Below are 21,479 nucleotides of genomic sequence, written 5' to 3'. Positions count from 1 at the left end.
CGAACTTAATCGATATATACGAGCAACACGCCATGGAATTGACACCGCGCGAAAAAGACAAGCTGCTGATCTTCACCGCCGCCCTGCTGGCCGAACGCCGCAAGGCCCGCGGCCTCAAACTCAACTACCCCGAAGCCATTGCCCTGATCAGCGCCGCCGTCATGGAGGGCGCGCGCGACGGCAAATCGGTGGCTCAGCTGATGTCCGAAGGACGCACCGTATTGACGCGTGAAGATGTCATGGACGGCATTGCCGAGATGATCCCCGACATCCAGGTGGAAGCCACCTTCCCCGACGGCACCAAATTGGTCACCGTTCACCAGCCCATCGTCTAGTTTCAACCTCTGCAAAGGATTCGACCCCATGCACAAGCACTTCAAAACACTGGCCGTCCTGCTCGCTACCGCACTGACCTCCGGTCTGGCCCTGGCGCATCCCGGAACAGACCCGCACCAGCACGTGGGCTTTGTGAGCGGCTTTCTGCACCCCTTTACCGGCCTGGACCATATGGCGGTGATGGTGGCCGTGGGCCTGTGGAGCGCCCTGGTGGCACGCCAACTGGGTGCGGCCATGCTGTGGGGCCCCTTGGGCTTTGCCAACCTGTTGCTGGTGGGTGCGGCCCTGGGCATGCAGGGCTTCGAAGTCCCGGCGGTGGAGCCCATGATTGCGGCCTCCCTGGTGGTCACCGGCATGCTGGTGGTTTCCCGCCTCAAGCTGCAAGGCATCTGGGCTGCCGCGCTGGTGGGCGTGTTTGCCGTGTTCCATGGCTTGGCCCATGGCTATGAACTGGCGGACAACGTCCAGGCCTTCCAGACCTTGGCTGGCATGGTGACTGCCACCCTGGTGTTGCACACCATGGGCCTGGGGCTGGGCTGGTCGCTGCGCGGTGCCAACGTCTGGGTGGCACGTCTGCTGGGCGGCTGTGTGGCGGCCTTTGGTGGCGTACTGATGCTGCTGCAAATCTCCAACTGATGGTATGGGGCACACACTCATGATTCCTGGCGAAATCCTCACCGACGACGGCGAACACACGCTCAATGCGCACCGCCGCACCCTCACGCTGGTGGTGCAGAACACGGCCGACCGTCCTATCCAGGTCGGCTCGCACTACCACTTTGCCGAAACCAATGGCGCCTTGGGCTTTGATCGGCCGGCGGCGCAAGGCATGCGGCTGAATATTCCGTCCGGCTCAGCTGTGCGCTTTGAGCCCGGGCAGCAGCGCACGGTGGAGCTGGTGGACTACGCCGGCGACCGCGTGGTGTATGGATTTCGTGGATTAACCAGCGGGCCGCTGGGCTCCTGAAGGAACGCTTTCATGGCAACAATCGGACGCCGCGCCTACGCGGAGATTTTTGGACCCACCACCGGAGACCGCGTGCGCCTGGCAGACACTGGCTTGCTGGTCGAAGTGGAAAAGGACTACACCCTGGCAGCCGGCAGCTACGGCGAAGAGGTGAAATTCGGCGGCGGCAAGACCATACGCGACGGCATGGCGCAAAGCCAGCGCACTCGTTATGACGGCGCAGTGGACTGCGTGATGACCAATGCGCTCATCATCGACCACTGGGGCATTGTGAAAGCCGACATCGGCCTCAAGGGCGGGCGCATTGTCGCCATTGGCAAGGCCGGCAACCCCGACACCCAGCCGGGCGTGGACATCATCATTGGTCCCGGCACCGAAGTCATCAGCTGCGAGGGCAACATCGTCACCGCAGGCGGCATCGATTCGCACATCCACTTCATCTGCCCACAGCAGATCGAGGAAGCACTGGCCAGCGGCGTCACCACCATGATGGGCGGCGGCACCGGTCCGGCCACCGGCACCTTTGCCACCACCTGCACGCCCGGCCCCTGGAACATCGAGCGCATGCTGCAGGCGGCTGACGCCTTCCCCATGAACCTGGGCTTTCTGGGCAAGGGCAATGCCTCGTTGCCGGCTGCCCTGCATGAACAGATCAACGCCGGCGTGATCGGCCTCAAGTTGCACGAAGACTGGGGCACCACGCCAGCTGCCATCAGCAACTGCCTGGACGTAGCCGAAGCCACCGACACGCAGGTGGCCATCCACTCCGACACGCTCAATGAGTCCGGCTTTGTGGAGAACACCATCGCCGCCACCAAGGGCCGCGGCCTGTGCGCCTTCCACACCGAAGGTGCGGGCGGCGGCCACGCGCCCGACATCCTCAAGGTGGTGGGCCAGGCTAACTTCTTGCCCAGTTCCACCAACCCCACCATGCCCTACACCCAGAACACGCTGGACGAGCATGTGGACATGCTGATGGTGTGCCACCACCTGGACGCGGGCATTGCCGAAGACCTGGCCTTTGCCGAAAGCCGCATCCGCAAGGAAACCATTGCGGCCGAGGACATCCTGCACGACCTGGGCGCCATCAGCATGATGAGCAGCGACAGCCAGGCCATGGGCCGGGTGGGCGAAGTCATCATTCGCACCTGGCAGACCGCAGACAAAATGAAATCGCAGCGCGGCGCCCTGCCCGAGGACTCGGCACGCAATGACAACTTCCGCGTCAAACGCTATATCGCCAAGTACACCATCAACCCGGCCATCGCCCACGGCATCAGCCATGAGGTGGGAAGCGTCGAGGTCGGCAAGTGGGCCGACCTGGTGGTCTACAAGCCCGCCTTCTTTGGCGTGAAGCCGGCGCTGATCATCAAGGGCGGCTTCATTGCCTTTGCCGCCATGGGTGACCCCAACGCCAGCATTCCGACGCCGCAGCCGGTGCACTACCGCCCCATGTTCGGCGCCTTTGGCGGTGCGCTCACGCGCAGCTCGATCACCTTTGTGTCCCAAGCCGGGCACGATGCCGACATCAAGGAGCGCTTCGGCCTGGCCAAGCACCTGAGCGCGGTGCGCAACATCCGTGGCGTACGCAAACAGCACATGATCCACAACAGCTACCTGCCCACCATGGAGATTGACGCGCAGACCTATGCGGTGCGGGCCGACGGCCAGTTGCTGACCTGCGAGCCGGCCACCAAGCTGCCGCTGGCACAGCGCTACTTCCTTTTCTGAGCACGCACACCAGCCAATTCTGGCGCTCTGTGGCACCATGGTTCCCCGTGAACCATGGTGAACGAGGACTTTCATGATTCAGGTATCCAAACTCATTCCCCAAGGCAAAGGCCTTGCTAGCGTGCTGCTCAAGCGCGCGCATACCGTCGAACTGGACTGGGACACACGCCAGAAAAGCCGCTTCGAAACGCAGGACTCCGCCGGCCGCACCCTGGGCGTGTTCTTGCCGCGCGGCACCGTGCTGCGCGGTGGCGACGTGCTGGTGGGTGACGACGGACTGTTGGTGCAAGTCTGGGCGGCGGAGCAGCGCGTGCTGCGCATCACCCACTGCCAGCAGCACGGCACCCCGTTTGACCTGATACGCGCGGCCTATCACCTGGGCAACCGCCACGTGCCGATCGAGCTCAAGCCGGACTTCCTGCAGATCGAGCCCGACCATGTGCTGGCCGACATGCTGCGTGCCATGCACCTGATCGTGAACGAGATGGATGCGCCCTTCGAGCCGGAGAACGGCGCCTACGCCACGGGCGGCCATGCGCACGGCGAGCACAAGCACCATGGGCACGATCACCACGCGCAGGAAGCGCACGGCCACGGCCATGGTCACGCCCACGGGCACGATCACGACCATCCGCACGACCACTGAAAGAAAGAAGCCACGGTGCACGACACCTCTTTCATGCAGCTGATGTGGCTGGCCTCCCCAGCATTGCCTATTGGCGGCTTCTCGTATTCCGAAGTGCTGGAGGCAGCGGTCGACTCCGGCCACGTGACTTCGGAGCAGGAAGCCAGCGCCTGGCTGGTGGACCAGTTGCACCTGAGTCTGGCCCGCTCCGACCTGGCCGCTGTAGCCCAGGCCATACCGGCCTGGCGCAGCAACGACCACGCCCGCATTGCCACGCTCAACGCCTGGGTGTTGCAGACCCGCGAGACCCACGAGCTGCGTGCCCAGACCGAACAGATGGGGCGTAGCCTGCTGGAGTGGCTGCGCAACCACACCACGGCCAGCGCTGAGCAGATTGCCAAGCTGGCCGCCATGGACGCCAGCTACCCCATGGCCTTTGCCCTGGCTGCCAGCGCCACCCAGGCGCCGGTGCGCGATTGCCTGCTGACCTATGCCTTCGGCTGGGCCGAGAACATGGCACAAGCCGCCATCAAGTCGGTGCCGCTGGGCCAGAGCAGCGGCCAGCGCATTCTGTCGGCGCTGGCGGCCGAGATACCCGCCGCCGTGGACCATGCCCTCACCCGCGACGATGGCACGCGCCAAGCCTTCAGCCCCATGCTGGCCATCCTGAGCAGCCAGCATGAAGTTCAGTATTCCCGTTTGTTTCGATCCTAGGAAATCACCCCCATGTCATCCGCACTGCACCACATCCCCAACCGCACCAAGAAGCTGCCGCCCCTGCGCGTAGGCATAGGTGGCCCGGTGGGCTCCGGCAAGACCACGCTGCTGGAAATGCTGTGCAAGACCATGCGCGAACAGTACGACCTGGTGGCCATCACCAACGACATCTACACCAAGGAAGACCAGCGCCTGCTCACCATCAGCGGCGCCCTGCCCGCCGAGCGCATCATGGGCGTGGAAACCGGCGGCTGCCCGCACACCGCCATCCGCGAGGACTGCTCCATCAACCTCGAAGCCATTGACCGCATGCTGGTGGAGTACCCCGACGCCGACGTGGTGTTCGTGGAAAGCGGCGGCGACAACCTGGCCGCCACCTTCAGCCCCGAGCTGAGCGACCTCACCATCTATGTGATCGACGTGGCCGCCGGCGAAAAGATCCCGCGCAAAGGCGGCCCTGGCATCACCAAGAGCGACCTCTTTGTCATCAACAAGACCGACCTGGCCCCCCACGTGGGCGCCAATCTGGCCGTGATGGAAGCCGACACCATCCGCATGCGCACCACGCCCAAGGGCCTCAAGCCCTTTGTAATGACCAACCTCAAGACCCTCAGCGGCCTGACCGAGGTGGTGCGCTTCATCGAAACCCGGGGCATGCTGCAAAGCGCCTGACGGAAGCTGCCGCGTGCCCGTAGGCACGGTTGCGGCGGGTTAGAATACGCGCCTTGCGGAGACTTGGGTGAGTGGTTTAAACCAGCAGTCTTGAAAACTGCCGACGGGCAACCGTCCGTGAGTTCGAATCTCACAGTCTCCGCCACACCACTAGCATTCATGCGGGTTTCCAGATGGTCTCAAGAAATATGTACCATCTTGAGCGCCAACCTCGATAAGATTGTGTGAGACCCCATGGAATGACTGCATGGCTGCTCGGTGCCCTACCCTGCAGGATGAGACATGGCGGCTTTCACGGATCAGTTCTCTCGACAATCCCCTTTCGACCTTCCACTGAGATCAGAGTTTTTCAGTTGGCCCAATCAAATTGCGCAGGAGGCCATAGCGCTTGTGTCAAGCCGCGATATTGAGTGGCTGACAAATGTTGGACGGCAACTTGAACGGGCAATCAGCATCTCAACTATCGTCGCAGTTCCAAAGGACTCGCCCGATGCAGGTAACAAACAGTTCGTCGCCTCAACATTCCGAGAAAAAACGAACATTCCATTGAGCGTGTTTCGCGACCTGTATGGGGATTTCAATCTATTGATGCAGGTGCATGACTTAAACGATTGGGATCTTTCGGAAGTCAAATCGAGCAAGGCTGACAGGCTATTGGTGTTCTGCCTTTGGAAGCTTGTCGACGCGAGCATTATTTTTCAAAACCGCGCGCCTAGGAACGCGGCCAGCACCCTAGAGCGAGGCGGTGCCTACACAATTGAGGCTATGCGTGCACTGCAGGCCGCCCAGTCGATACTGCATGAGAAACGCTTGGTATCGGATCGCAATCGCAAAAATGGCGTCAGAGCCAATCCAAACGCCGAGACCAACCGTTTGCGCGCACTGGAGATGGCTGAGGAATTTCCATTTCGATCAAATACTGAGGCGGCAGAGTACATCGCTAGCAACCTGGTCAAGGAAGTGAACAAAGCTGGGAAAGAAACCTTCTATAGCATCGACTGGATTAAAGACCGACTCAGGGAAGCAGGTTGGGTGCCACAGCACAAGCGCAAAGCACCCAAATAACTGTGTACATGCGGCGCCAACCCATGGGTTGGCGCCGCGACTTCATCGACAAAAATGCCTCGCATCGAGACACTGGGTACTTCATCAACAACGGAGTACCGAATTGCAGAAACGTCTCAAAGCTTCCATCTGGCCTACGGCTAAGTCCGTCCCTGTCGAGCCTGATCCTCTTAGTCCCCTGGAAAAGATCAACCAACTCCGAACAGAGATGCCACAGGTGGGCTATGTGCGTCAGGCCCTGCTGATTCCAGGCATTCTGCCAATCTCCCCGGCCACCTTGTGGCGCTGGGTGTCGATTGGCAAGTTCCCCAAACCTGTGAAGATCAGTTCACGAATTACAGCCTGGCGCGTTGCGGACGTCACTCAGTGGCTGCAGTCAAAAGGTTGAGCGGAACATACCGGAAGCACATAGCCGCGCGGCCAAATGCATCCAAGGAAAAGGCCGCTGCCTGGCATGTGGTCTTCCTTCGTGGCTTCTTTATTCCCAACGCAAAAGCAGCATCTTAGATGTTCGGCGAAGAACCCTTTTTCTCCGACAAGTTCGCGCTTTTTTTCAAACTTCTCCTGCTGCTTCCCGTCTGTTCAGTAATCCCCGCTTTCGCACAGCACTTGAACTAAATCGGCGCTTCTTCCAATGCGGTTGCTTCTGTCGGAATCGAGGTTGCGTAGATTTCGATTTGCTTGCGCAAAATCGTAAATCGCTTGAACTCAAGAGACAGCACGGCCTTGAACTCAGTCGCCTCTGACGATCGAATCCAAAAGGCCAGCGGTAGTGAGGTGGTGGTTGGAGCAAACGGACTGTCGCAGGGGGCCGACGATGAAAAGACTGGTGGAAGCCAGATATTTCCACCGTTGTGGTGCGGATTTAAGCCAACTTGAATCGGACCATATACCTGCGCAGCCACTTGAACTTTGTCAACCGGCTCTATTTGGATACCTGTGATTCGTCCAAATGGGCCACCAGTCTTATCTCTGCGAATAATGATTTGCAGCACTGTGGCGATTTCGCTTCTTGTGACTGACGTCTCAGCAAGAAAATTGCAATCAAGCATTCGGGTGTGATACAGGGCCCACACCGCGCACAAGCTTCCAATTGCCGCCACGATCGCACCGATTGCAGCCATGGCATTCCAAACTTCTGGCGTCATCAAGCAGCATCCAACTTTGGCAGGACCAGGTTTAGTGAAAAAAAGACGTCGGCCCCACCGAGCAAAGCAATACTTTGGTCTGCGGCACCGCAGGGTGATTGTGCACATTTTCGGCCATCCGTTGTCGTCAAGGAACCATAGAATGTCCAGAAAACTGCGGGAGGTTCGATATGCACCTGAAGGTCACCGAAGCTGCCAAGGCGGCGCTCCGCTCCGTCGCAGAACATGGCCGGCCGCTGGCCGCCACTTCCAACGAAGCCAGTGAGCTGGTTGCCCTGGGCTTTGCCGAGTCCAATGGCCAGGGTGGTGTGCGCATTACCGCCGACGGCCGCAAGTTCCTGCGGGACATTGATGCAGGCGTCCAGTTCTGAGCGCCAACGCCACGAGGCCATATCCTGAAGGATCGGCACCTGCGAAGCTGTAAAAATCTCGCCCAGTGTTCCAAGACAGCACCCAACCATCCGTCGAGCAAGTTCTTGGTGGACTTCACCCCCACATCTGACTGATAATTTGCTCGGCGAGACTTCATATACCTCGCCACTCCCTAGAGGCGAAAGCCTACTTGCCCTCATTCCCCGCGGCCGAGGGCTTTTTTCTTCTGGAAACAGGAACCCGGCGCGCTGGCCGGGTGGAGCATCTTGAGCGGCGCCACTTGGCAACTCGATTACCTCGTGTGGGTCTTGAAAGCCATGTTGGCGGCCCAGGCCCGTATAACGCAGCCGACTCCTACCCAACTATTGCTGCATCCGGCCCGCGCTGGGCGGCGCGCGACGGCTGCAGGCTAGGGCCAGCCGATGGTGGCAAATTGCGGCTGCAATTGGCTGGAAGCAGGCTCTTCTGGACTTCCAAAGCGGATCTCAAAATATTCTATAAGCTAGTACCCACGAGGCAATTTCTTAGCGGGATTTCCAATGTAGTGTTCGGTGAAACCGTGAACGTTAAATTCTTCGACAGCGACCTTAACGTGAGGCGTCACGGAAGCCATTGCAACAGAGCCTAGGAGTGTATATTTGCATCATATTAGGCACGCGCCCTCTCACCATGTGGCAGATGGGTTGGCCACTTACCCGTCCTTAGCAATGTAAGCCAGAACCCAGTGAGCCAAACCCTACAAACTTCCAACCAGAACCTGCTGGATCGGTTCTACAAGATCTATTTTTCGGTCGTCTCGTTTTTGCTGGTGGTGGGTGTTCCCTTTGTCTTTCACAGGAAACTGGCTTGTGCGGTAGCGCTTTTCACCTTGCTGGTGCTGGTGTACCAAGGGTGGCGGATGAACCTGCGTGGTCAGACACAAAAATCGCTGTGTATCTTTGCCTCTGGCATCTGGGTCGTCATGATCGGGCTGATGTTTGGCGGCCTGCCGCCGCCCACAGCAGGGGCCGTGGTGGTGGTGGTGATGTTGGCCATCGTGGTGCACTTGCGTTCGGCCATCCTGTTCAGCGTGGGCTATTTGCTGGCCTGGTTGCTCTACCTAGGTCTGCGCGCGGCAGAGATTTTGCCCGCGCCGTATTTCCCGGGCACACCCATAACGGCTTGGTTTGTCGGTGCCGTGTCGCTGTGCCTGGTGCTGCTGCCGGTGCCCGACCTGGTCAAGAAGCTGCGCCGTGCCACCTTTTTGCAGCAGGCCGTGATCGAAGCCGCCACCGATGGCATTCTGGCGATTGGCCCCAGCGGCGATGTTGAGACCTATAACCAGCACTTTGTGGACCTGTGGAGCCTGCATTCGGTCGACTTAGACAGCCGCAGCGGTGAAGTGGTTCTGGCCCTCATAGCCGACCAGCTGGTCGACTCCCCGGCCTATTGGCATACGCTGGAAGCTCTCTACGCGCAACCCGAGAACAGCAGCTTTGACACCCTGCGCTGCAGCAACGGCCGACTATTGGAACTGCGTTCCACCCCCCTGCGCATGGATGGGCAAAGCCGTGGTCGGGTCTGGAGCTTTCGCGATGTCACCGAAAGGGAAAGCACGCACGCAGAGATCCAGCGTCTGGCCTTTCATGACGCCCTCACCCAGCTGCCCAACCGGCGTCTGCTGACCGAACGGTTAATCAAGATCAGGGCGATTGAAGAGCGCCACCATATTTACGGCGCGCTGCTTCTGATTGACCTGGACCACTTCAAGACCTTGAACGACACCCTTGGCCATGACATGGGCGACTTGCTGCTGCAGCAGGTTGCGCAGCGGCTGACTGCGTGCGTGCGCGCTCGCGACATGGTTGCGCGCTTGGGTGGCGACGAATTTGTGGTCATGCTTGATGGCCTGAGCGAGCAGCCTGAAAACGCGGTAGCGCAAGCAGAAACCGTGGGTGAGAAAATCCTCACCGCGCTGAACCAACCCTACCAATTGGCCGACCGTGCCTTCAACAGCACGCCCAGCATTGGCGTGGCGCTGTTCAACGGCCCGCATTTGTCCAACGACGAATTGCTCAAGCAGGCCGACCTAGCCATGTACCAAGCCAAGGCCGCTGGGCGCAATACCATGCGCTTTTTTGACCCTGAAATGCAGGCAATTGTGACCGGCCGCGCGCTATTAGAGGATGACCTGCGCGAGGCCTTGAAGCTATCCCAGTTTATGCTGTACTACCAACCGTTAGTGGTTGGTTACGGCCGATTGACTGGTGTGGAGGCGTTGGTGCGTTGGCAACATCCAGAGCGCGGCCTAGTGTCACCAGGCGAGTTCATCCCCCTAGCCGAAGAAATTGGGCTGATCCTACCGCTGGGTTTTTGGGTGCTGGAAACCGCCTGTGCCCAGTTGGCTCAATGGGCCAAGCGGCCTGATATGGCGCATCTGACCATTGCCGTAAATGTCAGCGCTAAGCAGCTGCATTTACTGGATTTTGTAGACCGTGTACTGGGCGTGGTGGCTCGCACCGGAGCCAACCCGCAGCGACTCAAACTGGAGCTGACTGAAAGCCTGCTTGTCGCCAATGTGGAATCCACCATTGGCAAGATGACCCAGCTCAAAGCCCACGGCATAGGCTTTTCGCTTGACGACTTTGGCACCGGCTATTCCTCGCTCTCCTACCTCAAGCGCCTGCCACTGGATCAGATGAAAATCGACCAGAGCTTTGTGCGCGAGATTTTGACCGACCCGAACGACGCCGCCATTGCGCGCATGGTGGTTGCCTTGGCGCAAAGCATGGGACTGAACGTGATTGCGGAAGGTGTGGAACAAGAAGCCCAACGCATGTTTCTTGCGCAAATAGGCTGCCACGCCTACCAAGGCTATTTGTTCTGCCGGCCACTGGCGCTGCCCGAGTTGGAGGTCTTTGCTCAAAGCAACCTGACTGCGACCAGCACCGTATGAGACAGCACCTGATCTTACTGAAAGTCGCCTCGTGCGGCATGACCTGGTGATAATCATTGACTGCTATCGCGGTGAAGCAGCGGTACACCTTCAAAGTTGGCCGCGCCGTACGGCCGCTCCAGCACCCAAGCTGGAGCCGATGCTTTGTCCATTTTGGTGATCATGCCCAGCTCCATGGTCGGCACTGACTTAAAAAGATCGGTGTGACACATGCTTCTGCGAAGCGTTTACTTCTGAAAGAGGCGCCACAGCAAATCTACACCCTGGGCCAGTGGCCCATCATCGACGTTACGCCAGGCCCCCTGGGCTAAGCGGGTCTTTTGTTGCAGTTCATCAAGCCACTTCTGGCGCTCCGACAGCATCAACGCATCTACCACCGCGTCCTGTTCCACACTGTGCTGCTTGCTCTGGGCACTCTGTAGGGAGTCTATGGCTGTCTGCAGCGCGTGGGGATCGAGTACCACAACGGGAGCATGGCAGTAGCTGCACACGGAGTCCTTGCGGATGTCCACCGCAGCTCCACATCCCGAGCACCTGACACTGCCAATTTCCGCTGCAAGATCTGCTCTCTCCTGCGCTGTGAGCTGCCTCACAAAGCCCTTTTCTACCAAGAAGGCGGAAAACGCCGTGAACCGGCCATGCTGGTTCGGGCAATGAAAGTACGTGAACTTGCCGGACTTGCACAGATCGGCGGTAGGCAAGAGGCTGATCTCACAATGCGGGCAGCTCAGTTTGCTTTTCCAGGGCTGCCCTTGTGCTTGACTCCTGGAGTGAATTAGCCGAAAGAGTTCCAAGGTTTCCTTTGCGCCAAGCTGCTGGCTCTCATACTTGTCAAACCAGATGCTCTGACAGCTAAAGCACACGTCCAACGCCATCTCCCGGCCCAGTTTGCTCATGAAAGCAAAGCCCTCCATAGGGGTACTACAGCTCGAACATGTGAGAGTCTTCAAGAGTGTCATGTCCTTAGGGGTTGGCCAAGTGCATACCGTTCGACAACATCGGTCAGCTTTCTTTTTCGGCGACCGATGTAACCAGCGATTTGAGTTGTGCGTCCTCGTGAAGGATGTGATGAATCAGCCAGTCACGCAGGTAGATCAAGATATCGAACTGTGCAGTCAACGGATTGTGGTGAAGTTCACTATAGAACTCACGCAGTTTGTCTTCAAAGTGATGATGCTGGCTTCTTTGCCGATCCTGCCCCGCATAGCCGTAATGTGCCATCATGCGTTCCTCTGCGCGAAAGTGCACCTGGACATATTGATCGAGGGCCTTGAGGATGCGCGCCACCTCACGCGAACCCAGTTTTTGGGCGACGACTTCGAACAGGTCGTTGGTGAGGTCGAACAGATAGCGATGATGCTCGTCAATCACGTCGATCCCAACGCATAGTGCGTCATCCCAGGGAATCCAGACCGATTTACGATGCTCAGTCTCCGGCAGGTCAAGTACCTGATTCGGATTGATGACGTCGTCACGGTAAAGTTCGCGGATTCGCAAGATGTTTGGCAGGGCCAAGTCAAAGCCGGCGACCACCTCCGGATCGAAATGGGTCCCGGATTGTTGGTGGATCCAATCGATGGCCTCATCGATCGGCCAGGGCGTCTTGTACGGGCGCGTCGATGTCAGTGCATCAAAAACGTCGGCGATGGCGCAAATGCGCGCCAGCATCGGGATATCCGTACCCGACTTTCCATCAGGGTATCCGGTTCCATCCCATCGCTCGTGATGGCTGGCAGCGATGTCGCGTGCTGCAATCATCAGGACGTCATTGCCGGTGAGCAGTCGCTTGCCGATATCCGTATGTGTCTTCATCACCTCGAATTCTTCGCCACTCAGCCGGCCAGGCTTGAGCAGGATTGCATCGGAGATTCCGATCTTCCCAACATCATGCATCGGCGCGCAGATCGTCAGCACTTCGCGCGTCTCGAGTGGCAAGCCCATCGCCTTGGCAATGGCTGTGGCGAAGTGCGTCATGCGCATCACATGCATGCCGGTCTCGTTATCCCGGTACTCCGATGCCGTACTGAGCCTGCAAATGGCATCGGTGCGAGCCGCTTCAAGTTCCAATTCTCGGACCCGCAGAGTCTCGTTGATCAGGCACCGCGAAACGATCATTGACAGCGCGCGGGCCAGATCGGACATGAACTCGGTTTCAATTGCGCTGGGCTGCCAATCCGCTTCAATGAATATCAATATCAAACCCAGCGACTTGCCTGCATCACTCAGCGGCAGCACAAAGCACGGTGCGTCTCCATCTATGCCGTCCGGGGATAACGCCGGATGATGCAAGGCGGGCGTAGTGATAAAGGCGCCGTTTGATGGAGCGCTTTCCTGACCGGTCGCAGGGCCATGCTGGGTTTGTCGCATCCAGGCAGGCGGCAGGCCGAACTGGGCAACCTGAACCAAGTACCAGCGTGGATTAAAGAGAAGAATCGCACTCTTGGGTATCACCCGAATACTAGGCAGAGTTTGAAGGAAGTCAAAAAGTCTGGCCTGCAGCGCATCCAGGTCAACGTCGGAATTGCCAATGCTGGTCAACTCAAACACCAAGCGCCCAATGGCAAGAATTTCTTGTTCTTTGTTCATCTTTGTACGATCACTTCTTGACCGCCGGAAGCTCAGTCATCTCAGGCTGATTTGGGATTGTCAATCCGTTCATTGCAGGGGCAACTACAGGTAACAATGCTTCAAGATGATATCCTTGATCCGATCGCTGCCAGGTGACGTGGTGGCAGTGCTTTTGACATTTCATTTGACCCAGGTTAACTAAGCACCACATCTTTTTGAGAACGCTCCGTAACCCTACCCCCATAACCCCCAAAAGGTAGCTACTGCCTGCGCCGAAGTCCATCCCGATACAGCAAGCCGCCAATCTCCCCCAGTACGGCGAGATCATCCTCAGTAAGCCTGTCCTGGTTTGCCTCTATCCAGGCTGCGAGCATGCCGATGGCATCGCCCGCAGTGGCTTTGCTCCCTTGCATGTCGAGAATCTCGGCCCGCTGCTGGAAAAGAGCGATTAGGGGATGGATCATTTGCAGCACTCCTTAAGTTCCCATTTGTCCTTCGCCTTGGCTTCCTCTCGGGTCTGCCGTTGCATATTGCTGGGATCATCCGCACCACCACAGGCCAGCGCCTTGATGTGGTCGATGACGTAGCCAGGACATGGCAAACGATGCTCACCGGTGGCCGGGCAGGCTTGCTGGTTGACGAAGGCGCGGAGGGAGGCTTTACTTCGCTGATACGCTGCCAGAGCACTGGAATCACCCCAAACGCTTAGACCAATCGCAGTAAGGAAAAACTTACTTCTTCGAAGCATTGGGCTTTATTGGAGGCCCAGGCGGCAATGCCACTTGTTCATCTGGGTACGAGACCTCTGCCAAAGAATTCTTGTCCCAATAGCTTAGTGACTGGAGTATTTCCTTCTTACACACAGCACCCTCGAGTTCAGCACACATTAGTTTCCAGATTCTGCCAGTCTGCGTGTCAAGAACATACTGATCTGATCTGAAATTAGAAATTTGTCCAAAAACAAACCGCCCCTGCCCACTACTCAAGACTGTCCCTGGCTCTGCGTGTGACGAGCACAAGGTACACAAGAGGGTTAGGGAAACACAAATCTTCTTCATAAAATCTCCCCTTCTTGAAGATTGAAGCACTCTAATGGATAGCTAAAGCCCACTGACTCTATTTGTTGCCACGGACAACGCCAACTTTACCGACGAGATCCGGATACGTTGTCCTGTTTTCCTCGTCCAATTCAAAACCCTTATGTAGACAGAATTGACCCACGTGGTCTACGAGCGCAAAGAAATCGGCAATATCAATGTCGCGCCTATAGTGCGGTCTCGGGTGTCTCCGGAGCGCTCCAGGGTAACCATCGTCAACAAGGTCCGTTTGGTGAAACTCCCAGTCGCTGTGTGCTGCCGCCTTTTGGCGCCGCTCAAGAACCTTATGGTGAAGTGACTTTAGCCCCTTCTGATTGGCGAACATTTGTGAATTCTTGATACCAATCAACGGAATGGCATGGCCATCGGATTTTGAATCCACGAATGATCTTGAGTAACAAACTAAGGCAGCAATGAACAGACCCTCTGTCGCCATAAAGAAGTGCTCGAGGCTCTCTGAGTCATGCTTGCTTTCAAGTTCTAAGATCGCCATCAGATAGCCCCGTGCATCGCGCATGTCTTGGAACGCCAATTGAAAACGATTTGCCTCCTGCATTGAAATTGGCAATTCATTCATTTGATTGTTTTCCAATTTTGTGCAGAATTGATGCACACTGATCTTTCATACAGGGACGACTTAGAACATGCTCACTAGAATTCTGACTTTGTGCATCATGGCGGTTCTATCACTGGCATGCCATGCACAAGATTACACCGTGGGTAGCTGGGCCGTAGTGAAGTCCTTGTCTGGCATTCAAATTGCTAAGGCAAATACTGGAGACAACGCCGCAGGTGTAATGTGCATTCTTGCCACAGACAGGTGCTTCGCATATGCAGGACTCGGTATCGATTGCGTGGAAAATGCTCAGTACCCCCTGCTAGTTAACACTGCAACTGGCGCATTTTCTTCCTCGGCAAGTTGTAGGCATCTAAGCGCCAATGCACCGATTCTTGAGATTGATGATTTTGATCGAATGATCCAGGCATTTGAATCTGGCGGAGAAATCGGCATTGTCACGCCAATGCTAAACGGCCAATTTAAGGTTGCAAGGTTCAGCACGATCGGAGCGACAGCCGCCATCAGAGATGCCAGAGCAAACCCAAGAAGGAAGATTCAACCGAACAAACCCTCAACAGCATCCACTGAATTTCTGTAAAAAGGTAAAGGAACCGTGAGAAAACAATATGCAGATTGAACGGCTCATTGCAACCGCCATCGTAGTGAGCGTAATCGGCCCACTCTTCTGGCTGGGAATCAACTCTCTTGAGAGTTACCTGATCAAGAGGGGGGTGAATATCGCTGGGCTGGATTTATTCAGCCGTCAAAGCTGGCGTGAGTACCTGGTCCGCCGTCGCGCCAGCCGACGGGATGAGCATGCTGGAGCGCAGAAGCGACTGGATCAATAGATTCTTTGCTGCAGGGCTGTTCGTCATAAAAGAAGGCACGGCATTGGACATGTAACTCGCAGCCGACTGCGGATTCAGCAAAGCATCAGCCAATTTGCTTTGCATGGTGTCATTGGCACCGTCATAAATCCAGCTAAGAGGTTTGCCGCCAATGTTGGTAACCAACCCCATGGCACTCGGTATGCCGGACTGAGATGCAATGTTTTGCATGGCCAACTTCTGCACGGTGTCAGAGCCAACACCTCTGCCCAAGTTCTCAGCGTTCTTCACCCGGGCCAAATCACCTGCGACACCATTGAGCGTGTCCATTTGGGCAGGCGTCATGGTGTTACCCCACGTGGCACCAGGAAACCCAGTGGCGCGAGCAGGCAAACCATCATCAGCCAAGGCCTGCGCAAAAGCGTTTGCTCGCTCCTGTCCAAGCATTCCATGATCAGTAAGCGCAGGCAGCACCTTGTCTCGCAGTGCCTGCCCTACCTGCATCTGGTTGATCGGCACACTCATGTCCTGGTACAGGCTGTTTGCAGCGCCATACAGGGGGCTAATCTGTTCCAGGCCATCATTGAATTGGCCGGTCAGGTACTTCAGTGCCCCGGCCTTGGCTGGGTTCTGTTCGGCATCGGCCATTCCACTGAGGGCAGTTTTAGTCCAATGAAGACCATTTACAACCGTGCCGTTGTCCATTGGCGCGCCGTAAATGTTGGCAATGTCCCGGGCGTCCTGCAACGCTTTGGCGGGCACTCGGGCTTGCATGGCAGCAATATTCGCTTGAGCCTCCGGAGTAAAAACCCGGGGATCTGGCCCGACTTGGTTTGCATAACCATACGTACTGTCTGCCACCGTCTTACGCATGTTGATGGCGTCATCGAGCGCGGTCTGCGTACCGGCAACACTGTCCACAGCGTCTTTTCTGGCAAGGGCCTGTGCCAATTTCCGATTCGTGTAGGCTTGAGGATTCACTGCGGCTGCTGAGCGCTCAAGTGAGGCGATTCCGCCGTTCTCTGCCACTTGAGCGGCTGTCGGGAGTGAGCCAGGCACCAGCGGCGCAGCACCCTTGAGCCGTTGGATAACGCTTTGCACATCGCTACCGGCAACCCGGTTTAGCGTTCTGCCAATGATGGCATTCTGCCCAGCCTGCCAGAAAGGCTCTGCGGCTGCATAGGCGGTCTTTGCGGCAACTCCCAAGGCTGGCATTGTCGCGCCTGCTGCGCCATTCCATGCCGCGCCCTCCAAGCGATCTTTGGCTGACCCGTACGAGAGAAGCGAAGGAAGTGCCGCCGCAGTTGCTTGCCTGACCATGTTTGCGCCGAGGGTCGCACCCCCACCAGCGGGGACGACCATAGACGGCAATGCTTCCCCGACACCGGTAGAAAATGGGCGCGCCTGTTGCAAAGGTGCATAGGCACGATCATCATCCGCCGCAGCCTGCGCCAACTGATTCTGAGCTTTGGTGTCTCCGGTTACACCGTAGTAGATCTGCTTTGCGCCCTTACCAATCCGGTCAAAAGTTCGACCAGCCCCAATCAAAATCGATTGCAATGCGCCCGGGTCTTCAAATGGTACGGCGCTGGAAACGGCTGGTGTGCTGTCCCAAGACGATCCGGCCCCACCCGTAGGAGCTGCCGAAGACGCAGGCGTTTGATCCCATGAAGAAGCCATTTATTGCACCCAGTTGTTTGCGTGGAATTGGTTGTATTTCTGTCCAAAGGCTTTTGCAGCCGCGCCAGACGGGTCTGACCTCATCATCTGAGACTTGAACGCTGCCTTCTCGTCCGGCGACATGCGGTTGAACTGAAACACCCGAGGGTCATACGCATCAGACCAGGCCTTCTGTGCAGTGAAGGCAGGGTTCGGATCGCCAGCAGCCTTAGCGGCCTGATATGCGTTCTGCATCACCTGTGCGCCAGCCGGAACCGCATCAATCTGCGAAAGCACGTAATTGATAGCGCCCCGCAATGGCCCCTTGTTCATCAAGTCCGCACTGGGTTGACCATGCATGAACTGATCAAAACGGGAATCTGATCCAGTATTGCCGTTCACGCCTGCGGAAAGTGAAAGCGCGTTGTTCAAGAACTTGGTGAGCGTCTGATAGTTCTCTGTTGGCGTCTTCGCAACAGGCAAGCCCATATTCTGCAAAGTGGCGGCAAGACTGAATGCCTTGCTGGTTCCAGGACCAGTCGATGTGTTGTCCAATGCGGACAGGGCCGATTCAAGACCGGCACTAGCCTGTTTGGCCTGCACCACGTTTTGCGGAAGAGCGGCAAACGACTTACCTGCCGCCTCGTTGATCTGGTTGTCCGTGACAGAAGGCCCGGTAGTGCCTGATTGCACGCGCGACTGAATGGGTCCTTGAGCAGATGCAGGAGCCGGTGAAGGCATTCCAGTTGGCGCAGATGTAGCTTGGGGAGGCATTGGACCGGAGGCACCGCCGCCAGCAAGATTGCCGCCCCAGTTGGTATTCTGCCCAGTGGCTGTCGGAACGGTAAATATCGTGTTCGCTTGTTTGGCGCGTTGTTCTGCACCCTCAATGCCAGCGTTGGCACTGGAGTACCCGCCTAATGCTTGGGCTCCAGTAGGCGAAGTAACACCGCCACTGGTGATGAACGTGGGCGCGATTCCGGGCGCGGTCTTCGGGTTGTACGCAATGGGCGACCTCGTGAGTGGGTTGATCGACAAATCACCCTGCCCCACGCTAACCGGTGCGACATAGTTCTCCTTTTGGATTGCAGCGTCCAACTGTGCCGCCTGCGGACTTCCATCAATAGCAAGACCGCGAGCCAATTGAAGCTTCTGCAATGGCGTCATGTTCTGCGTCTGCAAATTGCTTACCGTCGATGCGCCAATCAAAGGATCATTTGCATTTTTCTGCTCGGTGGTGGGCAGACTCGCAGTAACTGCACCCTCGCCAAACTTGGCCGCAATCTGGGGAAACATGGCATTAACCGTAGGGTCAGCGGCAACAGAAAGCATCCGGCTTGGCAGACCGGTCGTATTTGCTCCGGCCACGAGCGGGCTTCCACCAGAAGATGCTGGAGGTGCACTGGACGAATTGGTAACCTGCACTGGAGCGGGCGCATTTGAGGGCGTCGAATTGGGCAATCCGTCATTCGCCTGCGTTGGCGGCGTGGGGGTAGGCGATTGACCTCCAACAGCACCTTGCAACTTCGCCAGAGCGTTGGCCATCGCGTTGGAATACATCTGCCCTTGCTGGACGCCAATGTCTGCGGCCTGTTGGTCGTTCTTCTGATTCATCTGACCAGTTAGATAGGCCTGCGCCAAGCGCGTGAGTCCCTGACCCATGGTGTACGGAACCACGCGCCCAGAAACCTCTTGCGTGCCCATATCTGGAGACATGGTTTGCTGCATCAACGCCTGCGCCATTGCTCGATTGCGGGCGAGCTGCTGCTGCTTAACGAGCAAGTCGGAATAGCCTTGCGGATTTGATCCCGACAGAGCGGCGATCAGGGCCGGTGATACTGATGTGTCTGCCATTACGCCACCTTCGAATAGTCAACTGCCTTGAAACCATTGGGCATGAAATGGACCGCACTCGGATCAACCTTTTCGACTTCTTGCGCCATGACGCCCATATACACTGTCGGATGACCTTTGTAGCGATAGGTATAGACAGGCAGTCCACCATCGGTACTACCAACGCGCTTGATGTCTGTTTTCAGACGAATGTCTGACGCCGCCGCTGCCGCCATTGCGTTGCCAAGAATGTAAGAAGACCCAAGGCTAAACAAACCGTTGGTGAAATTATTGTTAGATGCCTGGTTGGCGTTGTACCCGGCCAATTGCGCGTTGTACTGATTCTGATAGGCTCCCGCGATATTTGCGGGGCTAGATCCAACCGTCGCTGGGTTTGAAGAGGAAGGCATCGCAATGGACTGGTTATTCAGCCCATTGAAATTAGACAGCGCCTGCTGCTGTGCGCCCAAGTTCTGATTGAACGCCGTATTCCCGGCTTGAATACCCGTAAGTACAGACTGCTGCGCCAAGTTGTCATTCTGGTAGGCCTGCTGGCGTGCCAGGTTGTCCGACGCGGTCTGGTAAGCCTGAGAACCCGGATCAGTAATCCCTTGCGCTGCCATTTCTGACTTTAGCGCCTCAGACTGTTGCTGCTGCTGCGGAGCAATCAATCCATAGGCAGAATCGTATGCCGCTTTCGTGGCTTGCTGGTTGATACCCTGGGGATTGATGGGATTGGTTAGCAAGGAGCCAGAATTTCCAAGCGCTTGGCCCGCCAATCCAGTTGCATAAGACTGATTACCCTGCTGATTGTTAAGCGCTTGTTGCGAACTCCCGTTAAGAGAGGTCTGCTGGCTGTAGATCGGCGCGCCAGTCGTTGGGTCTGTGCCTGTTACCGTGTACGAAGTCGATCCAAGTGGGCCGCTTTGGTTGACATTATTCAGCCGCGCATTGAATGAAGCCGTGTTGTTATTCAGTTGCTGCTGTGCCGCTGAGGTCGTCCATGGATCAGGCGCACTCGGAGCGCTGCCACCAGAAGATTTGCCCATTATGTTTTCTCCTATTTCAGTTCTTGGCTTCGTGAGGCTGAGCCCACGGAATGAAGACAATTTTTTCTGCAACTTCCGGATAGGAAATGACGTGCAGTGAGTTCGGCAAGATGATGTTGAACGTACGGGGTGCGGTGTAGACCTTCACGCCGCTATCCACCATTTCAGAAACCGCTCCGGGAAAATTCAGGTTCAGGATGTCCAGAACCATCGCTCGAAAAAGGGTGTCCATGCCCTTTGCTTGCTCGGGAGTTATGTCGAATTCCTCGCTCGGATCAAAATCACCACTTGCAGTCCACATGGTTCGAATGAACGGATCGTTCGGAAGTGGCACGAAGCTCGGAACCATTCGTGCGGTAAATCCTTGTTGACAGGCTAGGTGTTCCATCGCGTCCTCAATGTGCTGTTTCATGCGATTCGGCCCACGGAAGCATTACCAGCTTCTTGGCGACCGCCAGATCAGCAGAGAACTCCATGGACGGATTTCCGATGAAGAAGAAGCCAGGCATTGCAAACACCTTCGCACCCGCCTCAAACAACGAACTAACCATCGCTGGATCGTGATCAAGCAATATCGAGGCGACCATTTGCCTGTACAGAGCATCACGAGTTGCAGCCTGTTCTGGCGTCAACTGAAACTGCACGCACGGGTCCTCACCAAATCCGGAAGTCCAAGGCGTCAGGATGAATGGATCATCCGTGCGCAATAAGTCATTCATGTTTGGTTTCATGGTCTCTTTCAACTTTTAGAAGATTTCGCAGGCTCACCAGAGTTGCGCAACATCATGTTCTTGACGTTGAGCCACGGTGCAATGAGCCGGAATACCTTCTGTGTAACTATTGGTCGCATGTCATGCATCCATCAAGTTACGTTCAATGAACTGTTCGACATCACGCTGGCGGTAACGTATGCGACCACCTATGCGGACATAAGGAAGATGAACACTTTTCTTGCTGCGCCAGAATGAAAGCGTGGATTCCTCCACACGGATCTGGTGCGCGCATTCTGAAGGGGTCAAGAGCGAGTGGTCGCTGTTTGATGTCTTCATGTTCTCCAAACCTTTCTAATCGAATAGGACATGTTCGAACGATATCGACGGCTTCAATAGTTCCCAATAAAGTCCGGAACACTGATGTTATTTATCAGTACTTTGCGGAACTTTTTCCGGAACTACATTTCCATGAATGACGGTTCCTTCCTATGAATCGAGGAGGCTGCAGGTCTGTGAGGTTCTTCGCCCAATCGCCCCAAAGTATGTAGCGATCGATCAATGCCTGCAGATTTAGATCAGGGTCATCTTGCTGAGCGCGATTAATGA

22 protein-coding genes, 1 tRNA gene and 1 pseudogene are annotated in these 21,479 nt (G+C 56.7%); 13 read left to right on the top strand and 11 right to left on the bottom strand.

Annotated elements, in window-relative coordinates; translation table 11 throughout:
• Positions 1–32 precede the first annotated feature (32 nt).
• The 10 genes from AAGF34_RS15405 (at position 33) to AAGF34_RS15360 (ending at position 6,501) form a co-directional block, all read left to right on the top strand.
• Positions 33–335: an urease subunit gamma gene (locus AAGF34_RS15405; RefSeq protein WP_342616598.1), complete on the top strand. Its 303-nt coding sequence runs from the start codon at positions 33–35 to the stop codon at positions 333–335.
• Between the two features lie 28 nt (positions 336–363).
• Positions 364–972, top strand: a complete 609-nt coding sequence (locus AAGF34_RS15400; RefSeq protein WP_342616597.1) for a HupE/UreJ family protein — start codon at positions 364–366, stop codon at positions 970–972.
• Between the two features lie 19 nt (positions 973–991).
• Positions 992–1,303 (top strand): urease subunit beta, encoded by a 312-nt coding sequence (locus tag AAGF34_RS15395; RefSeq protein ID WP_342621111.1) that lies wholly within the window; start codon positions 992–994, stop codon positions 1,301–1,303.
• Between the two features lie 12 nt (positions 1,304–1,315).
• The gene (ureC, locus tag AAGF34_RS15390) at positions 1,316–3,034 is read left to right on the top strand and encodes an urease subunit alpha (RefSeq protein WP_342616596.1); all 1,719 of its coding nucleotides are present in this window, start codon (positions 1,316–1,318) and stop codon (positions 3,032–3,034) included.
• Between the two features lie 73 nt (positions 3,035–3,107).
• Complete coding sequence (gene ureE, locus AAGF34_RS15385; protein ID WP_342616595.1) at positions 3,108–3,680, top strand: urease accessory protein UreE; 573 nt, start codon at positions 3,108–3,110, stop codon at positions 3,678–3,680.
• A gap of 33 nt (positions 3,681–3,713) precedes the next feature.
• Positions 3,714–4,373 carry an urease accessory UreF family protein gene (locus AAGF34_RS15380; RefSeq protein ID WP_342621110.1) on the top strand — a complete coding sequence of 220 codons (660 nt, stop codon included), beginning with the start codon at positions 3,714–3,716 and terminating at the stop codon, positions 4,371–4,373.
• Between the two features lie 12 nt (positions 4,374–4,385).
• A complete protein-coding gene (ureG, locus tag AAGF34_RS15375) occupies positions 4,386–5,048 on the top strand; it encodes an urease accessory protein UreG (RefSeq protein WP_342616594.1) in 663 nt (220 codons plus the stop codon).
• A gap of 57 nt (positions 5,049–5,105) precedes the next feature.
• A tRNA-Ser gene (locus AAGF34_RS15370) sits at positions 5,106–5,193 on the top strand.
• A 137-nt stretch (positions 5,194–5,330) separates the two neighbouring features.
• Positions 5,331–6,113 (top strand): hypothetical protein, encoded by a 783-nt coding sequence (locus tag AAGF34_RS15365; protein WP_342616593.1) that lies wholly within the window; start codon positions 5,331–5,333, stop codon positions 6,111–6,113.
• A gap of 103 nt (positions 6,114–6,216) precedes the next feature.
• The gene (locus tag AAGF34_RS15360; protein WP_342616592.1) at positions 6,217–6,501 is read left to right on the top strand and encodes an AlpA family phage regulatory protein; all 285 of its coding nucleotides are present in this window, start codon (positions 6,217–6,219) and stop codon (positions 6,499–6,501) included.
• Positions 6,502–6,727: 226 nt separating this feature from the next.
• Here the strand turns inward: AAGF34_RS15360 and AAGF34_RS15355 are convergent, their stop codons facing one another.
• The gene (locus AAGF34_RS15355; protein ID WP_342616591.1) at positions 6,728–7,261 is read right to left on the bottom strand and encodes a hypothetical protein; all 534 of its coding nucleotides are present in this window, start codon (positions 7,259–7,261) and stop codon (positions 6,728–6,730) included.
• A 170-nt stretch (positions 7,262–7,431) separates the two neighbouring features.
• Between AAGF34_RS15355 and AAGF34_RS15350 the strand changes: the two genes are divergently transcribed.
• Positions 7,432–7,632: a hypothetical protein gene (locus tag AAGF34_RS15350; protein ID WP_342616590.1), complete on the top strand. Its 201-nt coding sequence runs from the start codon at positions 7,432–7,434 to the stop codon at positions 7,630–7,632.
• A gap of 1,574 nt (positions 7,633–9,206) precedes the next feature.
• A pseudogene (locus AAGF34_RS15345) lies at positions 9,207–10,568 on the top strand (EAL domain-containing protein); the annotation flags it as partial.
• A gap of 227 nt (positions 10,569–10,795) precedes the next feature.
• Here the strand turns inward: AAGF34_RS15345 and AAGF34_RS15340 are convergent.
• The 4 genes from AAGF34_RS15340 to AAGF34_RS15325 form a co-directional block, all read right to left on the bottom strand.
• On the bottom strand, positions 10,796–11,269 hold the full coding sequence (locus AAGF34_RS15340; protein ID WP_342616589.1) for a hypothetical protein: 474 nt from the start codon (positions 11,267–11,269) through the stop codon (positions 10,796–10,798).
• Positions 11,270–11,570: 301 nt separating this feature from the next.
• Complete coding sequence (locus AAGF34_RS15335) at positions 11,571–13,154, bottom strand: bacteriohemerythrin (protein ID WP_342616588.1); 1,584 nt, start codon at positions 13,152–13,154, stop codon at positions 11,571–11,573.
• A gap of 242 nt (positions 13,155–13,396) precedes the next feature.
• A complete protein-coding gene (locus AAGF34_RS15330; RefSeq protein ID WP_342616587.1) occupies positions 13,397–13,600 on the bottom strand; it encodes a hypothetical protein in 204 nt (67 codons plus the stop codon).
• 652 nt (positions 13,601–14,252) lie between these two features.
• Complete coding sequence (locus tag AAGF34_RS15325; protein WP_342616586.1) at positions 14,253–14,810, bottom strand: hypothetical protein; 558 nt, start codon at positions 14,808–14,810, stop codon at positions 14,253–14,255.
• 67 nt (positions 14,811–14,877) lie between these two features.
• On the opposite strand from AAGF34_RS15325, the gene AAGF34_RS15320 reads away from it, so the two are divergent.
• Positions 14,878–15,390 carry a hypothetical protein gene (locus AAGF34_RS15320; RefSeq protein ID WP_342616585.1) on the top strand — a complete coding sequence of 171 codons (513 nt, stop codon included), beginning with the start codon at positions 14,878–14,880 and terminating at the stop codon, positions 15,388–15,390.
• A gap of 154 nt (positions 15,391–15,544) precedes the next feature.
• Here AAGF34_RS15320 and AAGF34_RS15315 read toward each other — a convergent pair whose 3' ends face one another.
• The 6 genes from AAGF34_RS15315 to AAGF34_RS15290 form a co-directional block, all read right to left on the bottom strand.
• Positions 15,545–17,179, bottom strand: coding sequence for a hypothetical protein (locus AAGF34_RS15315; protein WP_342616584.1), 1,635 nt, complete (start codon positions 17,177–17,179; stop codon positions 15,545–15,547).
• Positions 17,180–17,299: 120 nt separating this feature from the next.
• A complete protein-coding gene (locus AAGF34_RS15310; protein WP_342616583.1) occupies positions 17,300–19,132 on the bottom strand; it encodes a hypothetical protein in 1,833 nt (610 codons plus the stop codon).
• Positions 19,132–20,160, bottom strand: a complete 1,029-nt coding sequence (locus tag AAGF34_RS15305; RefSeq protein ID WP_342616582.1) for a tail fiber domain-containing protein — start codon at positions 20,158–20,160, stop codon at positions 19,132–19,134. The genes AAGF34_RS15310 and AAGF34_RS15305 overlap by 1 nt, the downstream gene beginning before the upstream one ends.
• Positions 20,161–20,176: 16 nt before the next feature.
• Entirely contained in the window at positions 20,177–20,572 is a 396-nt protein-coding gene (locus AAGF34_RS15300) for a hypothetical protein (RefSeq protein ID WP_342616581.1), read from the bottom strand.
• On the bottom strand, positions 20,556–20,879 hold the full coding sequence (locus tag AAGF34_RS15295) for a hypothetical protein (protein ID WP_342616580.1): 324 nt from the start codon (positions 20,877–20,879) through the stop codon (positions 20,556–20,558). The genes AAGF34_RS15300 and AAGF34_RS15295 overlap by 17 nt, the downstream gene beginning before the upstream one ends.
• 132 nt (positions 20,880–21,011) lie before the next feature.
• On the bottom strand, positions 21,012–21,209 hold the full coding sequence (locus AAGF34_RS15290; protein ID WP_342616579.1) for a helix-turn-helix domain-containing protein: 198 nt from the start codon (positions 21,207–21,209) through the stop codon (positions 21,012–21,014).
• Positions 21,210–21,479 lie beyond the last annotated feature (270 nt).

It is taken from the genome of Rhodoferax sp. GW822-FHT02A01 (genome assembly GCF_038784515.1).
GTDB lineage: Bacteria > Pseudomonadota > Gammaproteobacteria > Burkholderiales > Burkholderiaceae_C > Allorhodoferax.
This window is presented reverse-complemented; position numbering and strand designations above follow the sequence as displayed.

What these genes read in the sequence shown, in the direction of transcription:
- AAGF34_RS15405 (WP_342616598.1), top strand. Translation starts at nt 33, where the DNA reads ATGGAATTGACACCGCGCGAAAAAGACAAGCTGCTGATCTTCACCGCC.
- AAGF34_RS15400 (WP_342616597.1), top strand. Translation starts at nt 364, where the DNA reads ATGCACAAGCACTTCAAAACACTGGCCGTCCTGCTCGCTACCGCACTG.
- AAGF34_RS15395 (WP_342621111.1), top strand. Translation starts at nt 992, where the DNA reads ATGATTCCTGGCGAAATCCTCACCGACGACGGCGAACACACGCTCAAT.
- ureC (WP_342616596.1), top strand. Translation starts at nt 1,316, where the DNA reads ATGGCAACAATCGGACGCCGCGCCTACGCGGAGATTTTTGGACCCACC.
- ureE (WP_342616595.1), top strand. Translation starts at nt 3,108, where the DNA reads ATGATTCAGGTATCCAAACTCATTCCCCAAGGCAAAGGCCTTGCTAGC.
- AAGF34_RS15380 (WP_342621110.1), top strand. Translation starts at nt 3,714, where the DNA reads ATGCAGCTGATGTGGCTGGCCTCCCCAGCATTGCCTATTGGCGGCTTC.
- ureG (WP_342616594.1), top strand. Translation starts at nt 4,386, where the DNA reads ATGTCATCCGCACTGCACCACATCCCCAACCGCACCAAGAAGCTGCCG.
- AAGF34_RS15365 (WP_342616593.1), top strand. Translation starts at nt 5,331, where the DNA reads ATGGCGGCTTTCACGGATCAGTTCTCTCGACAATCCCCTTTCGACCTT.
- AAGF34_RS15355 (WP_342616591.1), bottom strand. Translation starts at nt 7,261, where the DNA reads ATGACGCCAGAAGTTTGGAATGCCATGGCTGCAATCGGTGCGATCGTG.
- AAGF34_RS15350 (WP_342616590.1), top strand. Translation starts at nt 7,432, where the DNA reads ATGCACCTGAAGGTCACCGAAGCTGCCAAGGCGGCGCTCCGCTCCGTC.
- AAGF34_RS15335 (WP_342616588.1), bottom strand. Translation starts at nt 13,154, where the DNA reads ATGAACAAAGAACAAGAAATTCTTGCCATTGGGCGCTTGGTGTTTGAG.
- AAGF34_RS15330 (WP_342616587.1), bottom strand. Translation starts at nt 13,600, where the DNA reads ATGATCCATCCCCTAATCGCTCTTTTCCAGCAGCGGGCCGAGATTCTC.
- AAGF34_RS15325 (WP_342616586.1), bottom strand. Translation starts at nt 14,810, where the DNA reads ATGAATGAATTGCCAATTTCAATGCAGGAGGCAAATCGTTTTCAATTG.
- AAGF34_RS15320 (WP_342616585.1), top strand. Translation starts at nt 14,878, where the DNA reads ATGCTCACTAGAATTCTGACTTTGTGCATCATGGCGGTTCTATCACTG.
- AAGF34_RS15310 (WP_342616583.1), bottom strand. Translation starts at nt 19,132, where the DNA reads ATGGCAGACACATCAGTATCACCGGCCCTGATCGCCGCTCTGTCGGGA.
- AAGF34_RS15305 (WP_342616582.1), bottom strand. Translation starts at nt 20,160, where the DNA reads ATGGGCAAATCTTCTGGTGGCAGCGCTCCGAGTGCGCCTGATCCATGG.
- AAGF34_RS15300 (WP_342616581.1), bottom strand. Translation starts at nt 20,572, where the DNA reads ATGAAACAGCACATTGAGGACGCGATGGAACACCTAGCCTGTCAACAA.
- AAGF34_RS15295 (WP_342616580.1), bottom strand. Translation starts at nt 20,879, where the DNA reads ATGAATGACTTATTGCGCACGGATGATCCATTCATCCTGACGCCTTGG.
- AAGF34_RS15290 (WP_342616579.1), bottom strand. Translation starts at nt 21,209, where the DNA reads ATGAAGACATCAAACAGCGACCACTCGCTCTTGACCCCTTCAGAATGC.